The 16,386-nt window shown below is 39.4% G+C and carries 12 protein-coding genes; 6 read left to right on the top strand and 6 right to left on the bottom strand.

The genetic code is table 11. The annotated features are described in order from the left end of the window. Nucleotides 1-301: 301 nt before the first annotated feature. From CHX27_RS10135 to CHX27_RS10110, 6 genes are all read left to right on the top strand, one after another. Complete coding sequence (locus tag CHX27_RS10135; protein WP_094486663.1) at nt 302-2,533, top strand: T9SS type A sorting domain-containing protein; 2,232 nt, start codon at nt 302-304, stop codon at nt 2,531-2,533. A 189-nt stretch (nt 2,534-2,722) separates the two neighbouring features. Continuing rightward, nucleotides 2,723-5,743, top strand: coding sequence for a T9SS type A sorting domain-containing protein (locus tag CHX27_RS10130; protein WP_094486662.1), 3,021 nt, complete (start codon nt 2,723-2,725; stop codon nt 5,741-5,743). Nucleotides 5,744-5,823: 80 nt separating this feature from the next. Then, the gene (locus CHX27_RS10125) at nt 5,824-6,822 is read left to right on the top strand and encodes a glycosyltransferase (protein WP_317048281.1); all 999 of its coding nucleotides are present in this window, start codon (nt 5,824-5,826) and stop codon (nt 6,820-6,822) included. Beyond that, entirely contained in the window at nt 6,819-7,403 is a 585-nt protein-coding gene (gene coaE / locus CHX27_RS10120) for a dephospho-CoA kinase (RefSeq protein ID WP_094486661.1), read from the top strand. Before CHX27_RS10125 ends, coaE begins: the two co-directional genes overlap by 4 nt. 68 nt (nt 7,404-7,471) lie before the next feature. Further along, entirely contained in the window at nt 7,472-9,049 is a 1,578-nt protein-coding gene (locus CHX27_RS10115; protein WP_094486660.1) for a sensor histidine kinase, read from the top strand. Between the two features lie 3 nt (nt 9,050-9,052). Next, complete coding sequence (locus tag CHX27_RS10110) at nt 9,053-9,769, top strand: response regulator transcription factor (protein WP_094486659.1); 717 nt, start codon at nt 9,053-9,055, stop codon at nt 9,767-9,769. Nucleotides 9,770-9,836: 67 nt separating this feature from the next. On the opposite strand, the gene miaA is transcribed toward CHX27_RS10110, so the two are convergent. From miaA to CHX27_RS10080, 6 genes are read right to left on the bottom strand one after another with little or no spacing between them, the layout of a single operon-like run. Continuing rightward, nucleotides 9,837-10,733 (bottom strand): tRNA (adenosine(37)-N6)-dimethylallyltransferase MiaA, encoded by an 897-nt coding sequence (gene miaA / locus CHX27_RS10105; RefSeq protein WP_094486658.1) that lies wholly within the window; start codon nt 10,731-10,733, stop codon nt 9,837-9,839. Further along, nucleotides 10,730-12,049, bottom strand: coding sequence for an exonuclease domain-containing protein (locus CHX27_RS10100; protein WP_094486657.1), 1,320 nt, complete (start codon nt 12,047-12,049; stop codon nt 10,730-10,732). The genes miaA and CHX27_RS10100 overlap by 4 nt, the downstream gene beginning before the upstream one ends. A 12-nt stretch (nt 12,050-12,061) precedes the next feature. Next, the gene (locus CHX27_RS10095; protein WP_094486656.1) at nt 12,062-12,703 is read right to left on the bottom strand and encodes a YggS family pyridoxal phosphate-dependent enzyme; all 642 of its coding nucleotides are present in this window, start codon (nt 12,701-12,703) and stop codon (nt 12,062-12,064) included. Next, nucleotides 12,700-13,914: a DUF1015 domain-containing protein gene (locus CHX27_RS10090; protein WP_094486655.1), complete on the bottom strand. Its 1,215-nt coding sequence runs from the start codon at nt 13,912-13,914 to the stop codon at nt 12,700-12,702. The genes CHX27_RS10095 and CHX27_RS10090 overlap by 4 nt, the downstream gene beginning before the upstream one ends. Before the next feature lie 3 nt (nt 13,915-13,917). Further along, nucleotides 13,918-14,808 (bottom strand): 3-hydroxyacyl-CoA dehydrogenase family protein, encoded by an 891-nt coding sequence (locus CHX27_RS10085; RefSeq protein ID WP_094486654.1) that lies wholly within the window; start codon nt 14,806-14,808, stop codon nt 13,918-13,920. A gap of 1 nt (nt 14,809) precedes the next feature. Continuing rightward, complete coding sequence (locus CHX27_RS10080; protein WP_094486653.1) at nt 14,810-15,775, bottom strand: Gfo/Idh/MocA family protein; 966 nt, start codon at nt 15,773-15,775, stop codon at nt 14,810-14,812. Between the last annotated feature and the right edge of the window lie 611 nt (nt 15,776-16,386).

The following is a 16,386-nucleotide window of genomic DNA, read 5'->3' as shown; positions in this document are numbered from 1 at the left end:
ATTTTTTTTGGGCAAGTGCCGGCTATTTAGTGGAAGTTCTTTTTGCCGGCACCCGGCTTTCCGCAGTAGTGCAGTTCGGGCTTAGGCCCTTCTGCAGCTACTTGGCTGCAATCCGTCTTGCGAAAAACGTCCTTACGAAATAGATTTTACTAAGTTCAAAAGACCTGTAACAGCTATTTTGTGAAAATATTGAGTGTTAATTGGGATAATTTTTAGAAAAAACCCAATGTTTACTCTGTCTCGCCGAGTTTTGATATCGGTATTATCTCTACCTTCGCTCTCTAAATAAATTTTTAATTGCATGAAAAAAATTACATTAACAGTATTGTTCTTGTGCGCGTTTGCATGGAGCAGTATAGCCCAAGTTCAAGTTGGCTCGGGTAACATTGAGTCGCAAAACGTTCCCATTGAGCCGTATTACAATTTCAGCTATTCTCAGTCTATCTATTTAGCTTCTGAGATCAATGCAACAGGCCAAATTACAGGGATTCAATACTACTTTTCTGGTACAACAAGTTTAGAAAGTAGTCAAGAATGGGTTGTTTATCTCAAAACATCCGACCGCACTTCTTTTGTCGACGCAACTGATTGGGAAGATATTACAACGTTCACTCAGGTGTATTCAGGAGCCTTTCCAGTAACTGCACCGGGATGGTACACAATCAATTTCGATGTTCCGTTTGATTACAACGGTACCGATAACTTAATCGTTGCTGTGGAGGAAAATCAAGACGATTTCGATGGCTTTAGCGATGATTTTTGGAATTCACCAGTAACAGGAAATCGTTCGATTTATGCGTATTCAGACGACTTAAACATTGATCCCACGAATCCAACAGACGTTCCCGACGGAGCGGATGTTTTTACGGGTGTTGCGGCATTTGTGCCAAACATCATTTTTGAAGGAATTCAGCAAGCATGTGCAACACCAGGAGGTTTAACTGTAAATGGAGTTACGAGTACTTCAGCAACAGTTACATGGAATGCAGGAGATCAATCAAACTGGGAAATATTTGTTGTTCCAGCATCAGAACCAGCTCCTACTGAAGCAGATGCAGGAGTTGCTGTTTCGGGAACGGCACAATATACAGCTTCAAATTTAACAGCAACCACCACATATAACGTTTATGTTCGTGCCGTATGCAGCGGAGGCCTATTAAGTACTTGGTCAAGCGCTGTAACATTCACAACGACAATAGATTGCTCAGCAGCTACAGAAATAGAAGCGTGTGGAGAAGAAGTGTCGTATACTTTAGCAGCCGGAAACGGAACCTTAAATGTGGAAGCATGTGGTTTTGACACACCTGGTCAGGAGAAACTATACGTCTTTACACCTGAAATCACAGGGATTTACGAATTACAAGTTACTGCAGCAACGGGCGGTTACGTAGATTATTTTTTTAAACCTGTAGAAGGAGCTACTTGCGATGCAAACGGGTGGGAATGCATCGACGATATTAATGCAGCAGCTACTGCAGAAATCGGCTTTCTGACTGGAGGAGTTTCGTACTTTATTTTAGTCGATGCTGAATCTATAACAGCAAAATCACAAACATTCAACATCGTTTGCGCGCCTGCTTGTACAGCACCGCAAGCACAGTTTGTTTCAGAAGCTAATTGCGCAGAAAATGAGGAATTCTTCGTTTTTGTTGAAGTTGATTTTCTTGGAACGGCTACCGGTGCAACTGTTACCGATGATCAAGGTTCGCCTGCACAAACAATTATTGGGTTAGGGGAACTAGAGTTTGGTCCATATCCAATCGGAACCGAAGTAATATTTACAGTTGCAAATGATCAAGACGAAACTTGTTTTAATGCTTATGATGCAATTACGGTAGCAAGCTGCCCACCTGCAAATGATGAATGTGAAAATGCAATTTCACTTACTGTTGGCGGTGCTATCGAAGAACAGCCTGTTGACGTTGCGAATGCTGGTGCTACAGATTCAGAGCAAGCTGAACCAACAACTTGTTTCGGTTATGATGGCGGCGATATTTGGTATGTATTAGAAGTTCCTGCATCTGGTTCTGTGACAATCCAAACTGGCAATAGTTCTACTGGCGAAACAGGGATGGATACTGTAATAACTGCGTACACCGGAACATGCGACGCGCTAACTCAAATTTCCTGCGATGATGACGGGGCACCCGGATTTGCGGACACTTATAGTCAAGTAATTTTGACAGGGAGAACTCCTGGAGAGTCAATATATTTGCGTGTTTACGAATACAACAATAATGGAGTAGGTACTTTTTCAATTTCTGCATTTGATGCTTCGCTTTTAAGTGTAGGAGAAGGAAGTATTCAAAAATCGGCAGTGTACCCAAATCCTGTCAAAGATGTATTGAATATTTCAAATCAAGATACCATTTCGAATGTGTCGGTATTTAACCTTCTTGGTCAGCAGGTACTTAGCTTAAATGTCAACAATTCGGAGGCTAAACTCGACTTTTCAGGATTAACGACGGGTACCTATTTGGTAAAAGTTCAGTCAGAAAATGGTTTAGAAACAATTAAAATAGTTAAGAACTAAATATTTTTTATTTTAAGCTTAAGCCTCGAAGTAATTCGAGGCTTTTTTGTTTTATGTTGTTTGTGTTCTAATCAACAAAAGTTAAAAATGCTAGGGATTAACAAAAAAACACTAAATCGTTATATAATGTTTAGCAAAAAATTAAGATTTATTTCTAAATTAGCCGACGATAACTTAATTATTTACTAAATGAAAAAAATTACATTAACCTTATTCCTGCTTTGCTTGGGATTATTTAGTGGTTGGTCGCAATGTATTAATACAACGCAGTTTCCATCTACCACAGTAGTTTCAAACAATTCAGGGTTACCGCAAAATATTACCAATTGCGCTTACACAAGTGAGTATTCGGTAGTTGGCGGTTTAATTGTAGGTTCTAACTACAACTTAAGTGCATTTAATAATAGCAGTCAGGCCCCTGTTTTTTTAACAGTTACCGATGCTGAAGGCAATGTGCTAATTTCTGGTTTTTCTCCACTTTTGCTTGAAGCACTAAACGTTGATGTTATCCAAATTCATTATGCCAATAATGAAAATTGTGAGTCTACAAGTGCTTGTCACACTGGAGTTTTACAAGCAATCGTTGCATGTCCTTTGTTGACAAATCCGATTGTTTCAAATGTGTCGATTTCAACAGCTGATTTAACTTGGACTCCTGGGGAAAACGATCAAACTTGGGAAGTGTTATTGCTTCCAAGTGCTGACCCAGCTCCAACTGCTGACGTTTCTGGCGTTTTCGTTGACGTTGCTGAGTATCAAGAAACAGCTTTAGAGCCATCAAGTTCTTACAGATTTTACGTAAGAGGAAATTGCGGAGATAGTTTTTCAAGCTGGGTGGCAAGTCCAATATTCGTAACACCATGTTTGGCTTTTGATGTTCCATTTGAGGAAAATTTTGACAGCATGCCTGAGGTAGGTTTTGGACTTTATCCAATTTGCTGGAAGGCTGACTCAACTCAGTTTAGCACAACAAATGCTACCACGTACAATACAGCTTTTTCGGGAGCTAATTATTTACGTTGTTCTTGGAATGCAGAAAATGAAGTAATTTGGACTCCAGGTCTTAATCTAGAAGCAAATGTAAGTTACGATTTAAGCTTCTTTGCTCAAGGTGACGGATGGAGCGGATGGGCTATTGATGTACTATGGTCTACGAATACCGATATCGCTGACGCAACAGTTTTCGGAACACCAATAACACTTCCTGGAAACAATGCAATTGCAATTCAGCAGTATGTTTCGGTTAGAAATGCTTTTGTCCCAACTGAAACAGGTGTATACTACTTCGCTATCCGAGTAAATCAGCCTAGTGATACTCCTTGGTATGTAGCATTCGATGATATCAAAGTTGATTTGACGCCATCGTGTGTCCCTCCTTCAGGACTCGCCGTAGCGCCAGGAACTCTTACTGCTAATTCGGCAACAGTAACTTTTGTTGAATCAGATTCGGCACCAAATAATGGTTATCAATACATCCTTTCTTCAACAAATTCTGCACCTGTTGATGGAGATCCAATAACAGGGTCTGTTGGAGATGGAATCACAACTTTTGATCTTGCAGGTTTAGAGCCGGAAACTACGTACTATGTTTTTGTAAGAAGCGCTTGTGGTCCGGATTCATTTAGCGACTGGAGCCAACCTTTTGCATTCACAACTGCATGCGTTGCTATTTCAGAATTTCCCTATGTTGAGAATTTTGACTCTTTAGCTACTGTAGGTACAAATTCGTACCCTACTTGTTGGAGAGAAGAAAATGGTGATTGGACTACAAGTAATGCAACAACTTACAATACTGCATATTCCGGTGCAAACTATGTGCGAAACGCTTGGTCAGCATCGAATGAATTTTTATGGACTAAAGGTTTCCAACTACAAGCGGGAACAAGCTATGATTTTACATTCCAATGTCAGGGTGATGGATATGCTGGTTGGGTAGTTGATGTATTTGTGGGTGCTGAGCAGAACAGTGCAACCGCATCGCAATTTGGTAATACTTATAACGTACCAGGAACAGCTAATGTTGCTTCAATTCAACCATATAACCTAGTTCGCAATACTTTTGTTCCAACTGAGACAGGTGTGTACTTTTTCGGTATTCGTGTAAATCAGCCAAACGGTGCGCCATGGTACGTAGCGTTTGACGATATTACCGTTGAGTTGACCCCTAGTTGCTTCGCGCCATCAGGCTTAGCTGTAGAACAAGGTTCTGTAACATCAAACAGCGCAACAATCGTATTTAATGAACCCGTAACAGTTGCAGCAAATGGATATGAATACTACATTGCCGACAATAATGCTACTCCTGATGATTTTGCTACACCTTCAGGTACAATTCCTGCAGGTGCTACTTCGGTTTCTCTAAGTGATTTAAATGGTTTATCAACCTATTATATATGGATTAGAAGTGTATGTTCAGCTTCTGATACTAGTGGTTGGTCATCATTTGCTAGTTTTACAACGCTATGCTCTGCAACTGAGCTACCATGGACTGAAGGTTTCGAAGGTTTAACTAACGGTACAATTGTACCTTCTTGTTGGTTGGAAGAAAATGGAGATTATTCTATATCAAATGAAACTACATACAATACAGCTTACAGTGGTACATCATACCTTAGAATTCAGTGGAGTGCAACAAATGAGTTCGTTTGGACACCAGGATTTCAATTAACTGCAGGTACTTCTTACGATTTCTCATTCTTCTGTCAAGGTGATGGGTATACTGGTTGGGTAATGGATGCATTTGTGTCACAACAACAAAATAGTGCCAATGCCATTCAATTAGGAGATTCTTATTCACCAGCAGGTGATGACGTATTGGCGATTCAACCTTACGAGCAACTTGTGAGAACATTCACTCCTGAAACAACTGGAATTTACTACTTCGGTATTCGTACTAATCAGCCTTCTTCAGCTCCTTGGTATTCTGCTTTTGATGATTTTTCAGTATCTGAATCTTTAAGTGTGAATAATCCTGCTGAAGGAACACGTTTACAAGTTTATCCAAACCCTGTTAACGACATTCTTTCATTGAAACACAACACCAACATTACTAATGTTGCTGTGTTCAATATCGTTGGTCAGCAAGTACTTTCTCAATCTGCAAACGGAACCGATGTGAAAATAAACATGTCTACTCTTGCCGCAGGTTCATACATCGTAAAAGTTACTGCGGATAACATAACCAAAACTGTAAAAGTTATCAAAAACTAATTTTTGATTTCTTTAAAATCAAATCCCTCAGTTAACGCTGAGGGATTTTTTTTGCACTAAACTCAACGTATCTTTGAACCATGGATATCTTTTTTTCAATTATAGTTCCCGTTTATAACCGTCAAGACGAATTATTCGAGTTTTTAGATAGCATCGCAAAAACCAGTTTTAAGGAACCTTTTGAAGTTCTTGTAATTGACGACGGTTCAAGTGTAGATCTTAGTAACGTGGTTCATCCTTTTCTCGAGAAATTAAATCTCAAGTATGTAAAGAAAGCAAATTCTGGCCCGGGCGATAGCCGAAATTACGGAATGCGGAATGCAACAGGTAATTACTTCTTGATTTTTGATTCAGATTGTATCATTCCAAAGGATTATCTAACTACAGTTTCTAAATCTTTAAAAGAAGAGTACGTCGATTGTTTCGGAGGTCCAGATGATGCTGACCAATCGTTTTCTAAAGTCCAGAAAGCAATCGATTTTGTTATGACTGCTCCCGTTACTACAGGTGGTATCCGCGGTGGGTCCGAGAAGATAATTAAGTTTCAACCTCGAAGTTTTAATATGGGACTTTCGCGGGAAGCATTTCTTGCTACAGACGGTTTTGCTAAAATACATCCAGGTGAAGATCCTGAGCTAGTGTTTCGTCTTTGGAAATTAGGATTTAAAACAAAGCTAATTCCTACGGCAAAAGTTTGTCACAAAAGGCGCGTCGACTTAGATAAATTTCACCTGCAGGTTTCTAAATTCGGAGCTACAAGAGCTATTTTAAATAAGTGGTATCCGGAATACGCAAAACCAACCTTTTGGTTACCAACACTATTCGTTGTTTATACCTGTTTTTCTGTACTAATTTCACTATTAAGTACAATACCTATTTTTTTATTATTTGTTTACTCCTTGCTTGTACTTCTATCCGCTATAATAAAATATCGAAGCCTAGTTATCGGATTCTTAGCTGTAAAAGCTTTATATATTATGATGTTTGGCTATGGAATTCACTTTTTAGAAACAACGTTAATTTTACTGTTTTCAAAGAAAGAACCGCAAGAACTCTTCCCTAAATTATTTTTTAAATGAAAAAAGTTGTGCTAACAGGTGGTATCGGAAGCGGAAAATCGACTGTAGCCAAAATTTTTGAAAGTTTTGGTGTGCCCGTTTTTTATGCCGATCAGGTTGCAAAAGCACAGTATTTCGAACCAAACGTAATTTTAAAGCTCTCGCAAGAAGTCACAGCTCCTATAATAATTGAGGGCAAAGTAGACTTATCTTACCTAAAAAGCCATTTGTTTACAAATCCTATATTGAAAAAACAGGTTGAAGCCGTTATTCATCCTGCAGTTGCAGACCAATACCGATTGTTTTGTGACAGAAACCAATCGGCTTCGTATACAATTAACGAAATGGCTCTTGCATTCGAAAATAATCGGCAAGGTGATTTCGATTATATTATTTCAGTACTTGCAGATGAAGAAACGCGAATTGAACGCGTAATTCGTCGTGATCAAATGTCTCGTCAGGAAATTTTAGACCGAATAGCGCTGCAAACCTCAGACGATATAAGACTTTCTCAAAGCAGCTTTATAATATACAATAATAATCTTACAGAACTTTACGGTCAGATTGAAAAAATACATAAATTCTTACAATTTTCTCAATAAAAGGGCGTTTTGTTAATGTTTGGTTAACGGTTAAAAGGTACAATTGTTAAAATATTAATTTTGCTGTGATGAGTAAGTACTTATTTCGGCTTTTAGTTTTTTTCATGAGTCTGTCAATGATAGGCATCATAATAGTGCAATCGTATCTCATCAACACGTCCTTTCAAAACAACAACGAACAGTTTAAGTATCATGTTAATCAGGTTATTTCTAACGTTGCAGAACACCTTCAACAACAAGAAACCTACAGCATGTTAGCTGAGTACAATCGATTGAAAGACAGTATTGGTACGAGCCCAAAACAGAGCGATTTGCTCAACTTTATTTTGGTCCAACAAAACAAACTTACAAACGAAACTATTGTTTACAGCAACAGTATCGTGGCAGAAGATTATAATTTATCGTTCTTTGACAAAAAACGAGATTCAGTTATGGCAGCTAACTTTATCTCAAAAAGTAAAACACAAGTTTACTCTGGATCTGCTTTAGATAACGCTGATTTTCAGCAAAATGTGTCTCCGTCGTTAACGGTTACAAAAACAGGAAAAATTGATCTTCTTGATAAAGCGCAATACGAAATTTTCTTTAAAGACATTGTCGAAAATAAATCGTTGAGTGACCGTATTTCTGTAGACCGTTTGCGATTAATGCTAAGTAAGGAACTTCGAGATGCAGATGTATTAACTCCTTTTGAGTTTGGAGTTTACGAAAATGGATTGGCGACAAAAATCAAAAGCGAAAACTTCGAGGAAATCAAAGGCGAGACTTTTTCTACGCGAATTTTAACCAATAGTCAAGGCGAAAGTAAGTACAAGTTGATGCTAACTTTTCCTGAAAAGAAGAAATTCCTCTTTTCTGAATTGTTGAACATCACAATTTTGTCGGCCTTATTCACTCTGCTAATTATCATTGCCTACAGCAGCGCCTTAAATCAATTGATTAAGCAAAGACAGATTTCGGAAATAAAAACCGACTTCATCAATAATATGACACACGAATTTAAAACGCCAATCGCAACAATAAACTTGGCACTAGATTCGTTAAAAAATCCAAAGGTAAAGGCTGATGAAGAGAAGATGAGCCGTTACTTGGGTATGATTCGCGAGGAAAATAAACGGATGCACGCACAAGTTGAAAACGTTCTAAGAATTTCAAAATTAGAAAAACGCGAGCTCGACATCTCTAAAGAATCGGTCTCTGTGCACGAGATTTTAGAGGACGCCATGGAGCATGTTCGTTTAATTATTGAAGATCGTGAAGGAAAGGTAAGTTCACATTTCGAAGCACAAAGAGATGTTGCCTTACTAAACGACGTGCATTTTACAAACGTGTTTGTGAATATTCTTGATAATGCGATCAAATATTCTCCGCTGCCGCCAGTAATCGATGTCTTCACTGAAAATCTGAAAGATTTTATTCTTGTGAAAATCACCGATCAAGGTGCAGGAATGAGTAAAGCTTCTCAAAAACGAATCTTCGAAAAGTTCTATCGCGAACATACCGGAGACGTTCATAACGTAAAAGGCCACGGATTAGGCTTAGCCTACGTGAAACGAATTGCCGACGACCATAATGTTAGCATTACAGTCGAAAGTGAAAAAGGAAAAGGAAGTACATTTATTTTAAAAATACCGTTAATAAATTGACGTATGGAAACAGAAAACAAAAAAATATTGCTAGTTGAAGACGATCCAAATTTCGGATCTATTTTGAAAGATTATTTAATCTTAAACGACTTTGATGTAACTCTTGCCAAAAACGGCATGGAAGGTTTCGAAAAGTTTAAGAAAGATACATACGACTTGTGCATTTTAGACGTTATGATGCCTTATAAAGATGGCTACACTTTAGCGAAGGAAATTCGTGAGAAAAATAAAGATGTACCATTGATTTTCTTGACTGCAAAATCGATGAAAGAAGACGTATTAAAAGGATACAAAGTAGGTGCCGACGATTACCTAAACAAGCCGTTTGATTCGGAAGTGCTTCTGATGAAAATCAAAGCAATCATGCAACGTAAATCGTCTGAAGGAAAGGCCGAAGCATTAAAGTTCGAATTCCAAATCGGAAATTTCCATTTGAATGCAAAGCTTCGTTTCTTAACGTACCTAAACGAAGAGCCAATCAAACTTTCGCCTAAAGAAAACGAGCTTCTTAAGTTACTCGCTATTTACGAAAATGATTTAATGCCGCGAGAATTAGCACTTACCAAAATTTGGAGAGACGACAACTACTTCACTTCTAGAAGTATGGACGTTTACATCGCGAAATTGCGTAAGTATCTAAAGTCGGATGAGAATGTTGAAATCCTCAACATCCACGGAGAAGGTTTTAGATTAGTGGTGAAAAATAAAGCGTTGGCATAACAACATCGAAAAATACCAAGAGATTAGCCGTTTTTTTTTAAAAACGGCTTTTTTTGTTTCGAATACTTTACAATTCTTTCAGAAGCACTTCGATATTAGGAAGCTGCTGGATATCCAACCACGTAGCCGACAAGCGGTTTTGAAAATAGGTGAGTTGCCGTTTGGCGAAACGGCGGGTATTCATTTTTATCGCTTCAACGGCGTTTTCCAATGAAATTTCTCCGTCGAAACATTGAAATAATTCTTTGTAACCAACAGTATTTAGAGCGTTTAAGTTTCTGTTTTCGTATAAATCTTTAGCTTCCTCCAACAAACCGTCTGCCATCATAATATCTACGCGCTTGTTGATACGTTCGTAAATTAGAGAACGGTCGGTCCGTAAGCCAAGTAGCTTAGTTTCAAAATTTCTGTACACTTGATTTTGATTTCGCCAAAACGAGTACGGCTTTTCGCTGGCAAGCGACACTTCCAGCGCGCGCAAAATACGTTGCGGATTTTGTAGATCCACTTCGTTATAGTATTCCGAGTCGAGTTGCTGAAGTCGATTTTGAATAGCCGAAAGTCCTTCATTTTGATATAGATCACGTACTTCCGTGCGCACAGCATCGGGAACATCCGGAAATACATCTAAACCTTTGATGAGCGCTTCAATATACAAACCACTGCCACCAACCACAACTGCACTGCCGAATGCCTTTAAAAGTTCGTCGATTTTAACAAGTGCTTCTTTTTCAAAATCCCCAACGCTGTAGTTGTCGAAGATGCTTTTATGTTGAATGAAATGATGCGGTACTGCTGCTAATTCATCGATACTGGGAACTGCTGTGCCGATATACATATCGCGATAAAATTGCCGAGAATCAGCGCTGATAATTTCTGTATGAAGTTGTTTTGCCAATGAAATAGCGAACGCTGTTTTTCCAATGGCTGTCGGACCAACTACAAAATATACGTTTGGTTTCATGAAGGTAAGTCGATAGTTTTTGCAAACTTCTGCCGACGCAAAAAGCGGTGAATTAATAAGACACGTGCTGGTGCGTGAATCAACGGAACGGTATTTTTCTCTATTTTATCCAGATTAGCGATTTGAAAATTCAAATCAAAGAAGCCGTAGCCTAATAACTCGTTGTTTTTCAAACGAATAAAACTTCTTTCGGAATATGTGCGACCTTGCCCAACCACTAAAATATCTCGCTTGTGCAAATTTGCCTTTTCGAGTTCGGCTAATTTTGCATCTTGTTCTTCAGACTGCACAACCTCATTTTCAAACACGATTTTATCGTTTATTACAATTTGAGTTTTGAAATTCAAAAGGTGCGAAAAGTGTGCTCGAACGTATTTATTTGCGTCTGATGCTCCGCTAAAATACTGTGCAGCTTGATTTTGCTTGCGCGAAGAAATGGTATGTACTATTGTTTGATCTTCTATTTTGAACGACCAACTTGCTGGCTGCGATTTTCTTGGTTTGTGCACGTACTTTAAAGTGGTTGTTTCTAGAAATTCCAACAGTTTTAAATCGGCAATCAGTTCAGATCCGGTGCGTTCGTACGTTACTTCGTACGTGTTTTCTCGTAAAAAGTTATTCCAAGGCTCTTTTCCCAAGAAATACTGATTTACTTTCTTGCGAATGTTACTGCTTTTTCCCGCATGAATGATTTGTCCGTTCTTGTCGTGAAAGAAAAATACGCCAACCGCCGACGGACATTTCTGAATGGCATCGAAAATTCGCGGTTCAAGTTCGTTAGTACGTTCGGATTTGATAACCGATTGCAGAATTTCGCGTTCGGTATCGCGTTCGAGCAGGTATCTAAAAAGTTTCAGCGTGGCTAAAGCATCGCCCGACGCCCGGTGTCTGTCGGCGATCGGAATTCCTAAACTTCGTACCAGTTTACCGAGAGAATACGCTTCTTGGTTGGGAAGTAATTTTTGCGCCAATCGCACGGTATCTATCGTTTGTGCGTAAAAATCGTAACCTAATCGAGAAAATTCGTTTCGTATCATCCGATAATCGAATTCGGCGTTGTGCGCCACCAGAAAACAGCCATTGGTTATTTCGATAATCCGTTTGGCAAGTTCATAGAATTTCGGCGCATTTACCAACATGGCATTGTTAATACCCGTAAGTTTCTGAACAAACGGTTGAATCGGTTTTTCGGGATTTACCAAGCTAATGAGATGATCTACAATCTCATTTCCGTCGTATTTGTAGATGGCAATTTCGGTAATTCCCTCTTCATTATACTTTCCACCGGTGGTTTCTACATCTACTATTGCGTACAAATTCTCAAACTTTTATCGGGTTCCAAAAATAGCACTGCCGACACGAATCATAGTGCTGCCGTTTTCAATTGCGATCGGATAATCACCCGACATACCCATAGACAATACGTCAAAATTGTGCACGAGCGCATATTTCTGATATAATCGGTTCAGTCGGTTAAATTCCGCACTGATGATTTCACGATTTTCAGTAAACGAAGCCATTCCCATTAATCCGCGAATGCGAACGAAGTTGCTTTTCGGAAGGTTCAGAATTTCTTCCAATTCAGCTTCGTCTAAACCAAATTTCGTTTCTTCACCAGCAATATACACTTGAAGCAAAATGGCAATCTCGTGTCCTAATTTGCTCGCTTCTTTTTCAATTTCCAAATATAATCGCAACGAATCAACACCGTGAATCAGGGCAACGTGCGGCAAAAGTTGTTTCACTTTATTCCGCTGCAAATGTCCGATCATGTGCCACTCGATATCTTTCGGAAGCTCTTGCGCCTTTTGTGTCAGCTCTTGAACTTTATTTTCTCCAAAAATACGTTGTCCGGCTGCGTACGCTTCTAAAATCAAAGAATTGGGCTTTGTTTTTGAAACAGCCACAAGTGTTACCGATTCAGGTAAATTTTCTTTGATTTTCAGTAAGTTCTCACGTACAGTTGTCATAATTCGTAAATAATTAATCCGCTTCTGAATTTAGGTTCAAAATACGTGCTTTTAGGCGGCATGATAAAGTTATGATCAGCTAATTCTTTGATTTCTGTGATGGAAGACGGATACAACAAAAATCCTACTTCATATTCACCTTCGTCAATCACTTCTTTTATTGTTGTAATCGATTGTTTTCCAGGAATATAGTCAATTCGTTCGTCGTTTCGTAAGTCGCTAATTTTCAATATCGGATTGAGTACATAGCGGTACAAAATATGTGCGTCTAACTTTTCTTCTATGGTTTGAAGATCAAACGGATTTTTGAACTGCAACTTGTAAAACGATTGTTTGAAATACATTCCAAAATGATACTTCTGTTCCGGTTTGTACAGTTCTTTTCCTTTGTTGGTAACCCAGAAGTGTTTTTCGATTTCTCGCAGAAAATCTTCCTCAGTCAAGCCTGCCAAATCTCGGATGATCCTGTTGTATTCAAATATTTTTATGTCTTGTTCGGCAATTAAAAAAGATAAGAATAGGGAAGAGGCCGGCTGTTCGTTGGCATACTGTTTTTCGAGTAAATCGGCAGAGGCAGAACGGTGGTGACCGTCTGCGATGTACAATTTCTTTTGCTTAGCGAAATATTGTTGAATTTCAGCTACAACTTCGGCTTGCGCAATTTTCCAAAGCGTATGTGTATCTTTCTGTGGTGTAGAAAATCGGTAAATTGGTTCAGTACTACTAATTTGTTCCAGTTTTTCGCTAAATGCTGCACTTTGTTCGTACGCAATTAAAACGGGTTCGGTATTAAATCGCGTTTGATGCAAATAATCTTTAAATAATTCGACGCGGTATTGCAAGGTGTCTTCGTGTTGTTTGATGACTCCCGAGCGATAATCTTCCACAGAGCAACCACCCACAATTCCTTGGAATGTGCCGTGTTTCGATTCAATTCGATACAAATAAAATGCAGATTCCGGATCGGTTATTAAAGTACCATCAGCTTTAAAATCGGCGTACTTCTGTGCCACAAGCTTAAAGCGTTTTTCTAAACCAATTTTCTGCTGGTTTACATAAGCCGGATTTAGCACGTGAAGAAACGAATACGGATTAAAATCGAGTTGTGCTGCAAGTTCGGCCGCCGAATAATCGTCGTACGATTTGCAGGTAACTAACGACACTTTGTCGGCACCGGGTCGTGCTACTGCTATGGGTTCGAAGCGTGCCAACGACTATTTTTTGAATTGATCTGCTACTACTTCGGCTTTTTTCGAAGCAGCATAATTATAAAATCCTTCTCCCGATTTAACGCCTAGTTTTCCGGCGCGAACCATGTTTACAAGCAATGGGCAAGGAGCGTACTTCGGATTTTTGAATCCATCGTACATCACATGTAAAATAGCTAAACAAACGTCCAATCCAATGAAATCGGCTAATTGCAGTGGTCCCATCGGATGCGCCATTCCCAATTTCATAACGGTATCAATTTCGCTTACGCCTGCAACACCGTTGTAAAGTGTTTCGATAGATTCGTTAATCATCGGCATCAAAATTCTATTAGCGACAAATCCAGGATAGTCGTTTACTTCTACAGGTGTTTTTCCCAGTTGCTCGGAAAGCGACATAATGGTTTGTGTTGTTGCAGCCGAAGTATTGTAGCCGTTAATGATTTCAACCAACTTCATCAACGGAACCGGATTCATAAAATGCATACCAATAACGCGTTCGGGATTCGAAACTACAGCAGCAATTTGCGTAATCGAAATAGACGAAGTATTGGTAGCCAAAATGCAATTCTCAGAGGCAAACTCGCTCAATTGCCTAAATATCTTCAGCTTTAAATCTAGATTTTCAGTTGCAGCTTCCACAATCAAATCAGACGTTTCCGCGGCAGCTTTTAAATCGGTCGATGGCTGTAAATGAGAAAGTGTCTCAGTTTTGTCGGCTTCAGAAATACTTCCTTTGGCAACCATCCGATCCAGATTCGTTGCAATGGTGTTCATGCCGCGTTCCAAGGCAGCTTCCGAAATATCTACAAGTGTTACGGCAAAGCCTTTTTGAGCGAAGGTGTGTGCAATTCCGTTGCCCATAGTTCCTGCGCCGATTACAGTAATTTTTTTCATTTTATTTAGAATATGATTCAATTATTTGATACGCAATTCGCAATGCTTCCGTTCCATCCGACAAACTCACCACTGGGCGCGTTTGGTTTGTAATGGCATCTGCAAAAGTTTCCAACTCGTCGAGTATGGCGTTATTGGGCTTAACATCGGGATTTTCAAAATAAATTTGCTTTTTCACGCCTTCCGCATTTTGAAGAATCATGTCAAAATCGCCCGGATTTTCAGGCGCATCCTTCATTTTAACTACTTCGCATTTCTTTTCGAGAAAATCAACCGAGATGTAAGCGTCTTTTTGGAAGAACCGACTTTTCCTCATGTTTTTCAACGAAATCCTACTCGCAGTTAAATTTGCTACACAACCGTTTTCAAACTCCAATCGCGCATTCGCAATGTCGGGCGTTTCCGAAATTACACTCACGCCACTAGCATGCACCGCTTTTACTTTCGAATTCACAACGCTTAGAATTACATCGATATCGTGAATCATCAAGTCAAGCACAACAGGTACATCGGTTCCACGCGGATTGAACTCAGCCAATCGATGCGTTTCAATAAACATCGGATTATTGATTTTTTCGCGAACCGCTTGAAAAGCCGGATTAAATCGCTCTACGTGTCCTACTTGGCCGAGTAGCTTCATTTCTTCTGCAATGGCAATAATTTCTTCGGCTTCGGCAACCGTATTGCTAATCGGTTTTTCAATAAAAATATGCTTGCCTGATTTCAAGGCCACTTTGGCACATTTGTAATGCGAAAGGGTAGGGGTTATAATGTCGATTACATCAACGGCATGTAGCAATGTTGCTATGGTATGGAACTGTTTATAGCCAAATTCAGCGGCAATTTTAGCGCCATTTTCCAGATTTTCGTCGTAAAAACCAACGAGTTCGTATTTTTCAGATTGTTGTAAAAGCTTAAGGTGAATTTTACCTAAATGACCCGCACCAAGGACACCAATTTTTAACATAACTCACATTTTCTACAAAAGTAACATTATACCCGTTGTGTTTTTAAATTCGCGTAAAGAAAAGCGCCTTTTTACACCCATTTACGGAGGAATAATTTCATTTTTATACAGTTTCATTTTCTTTTTTTGGGCAATGCGCCGCAACAATCGTGCGCCAAAAACAATTTGTGCAAGCGGCGCCCGCGCTTTTTGCTGCAACTCCTCGCTTCCGATAGCTATCGGAAGCGTGCCTCGTCGCTGTGGGGTTTCCGCGCCAATCGCTATTGCGGATTACGATCCGTCCGTACGGAAAGGTCTTGAATAAGCTAGTTTATAGGTTTAGCACAAATGTTATCGGCTTGAAGCGTTTTGTGTTATGCTCACCGGCGAAACATTCCACCAAATTCTGTGAACTTCTGCGTATTCTGGGCGCTTCAAAAAACATGTTCTTGTGCACGTAGAATCTTTAACCGCAAAGGGCGCAAAGATTCTCGCAAAGTTCGCGAAGCAGTTTTTTTGATGTTAAGATTGAAGTATTAAGATTAGAGTATTAAGTATTAAGATTTTGATGAATTCATCACTTCACATATCGTCGGTGCCTGAGCTAGTCGAAGGCTGGGCGCAAAGACTTT

It is taken from the genome of Flavobacterium aurantiibacter, from assembly GCF_002251775.1.
Lineage (GTDB): Bacteria > Bacteroidota > Bacteroidia > Flavobacteriales > Flavobacteriaceae > Flavobacterium > Flavobacterium aurantiibacter.
This window is presented reverse-complemented; position numbering and strand designations above follow the sequence as displayed.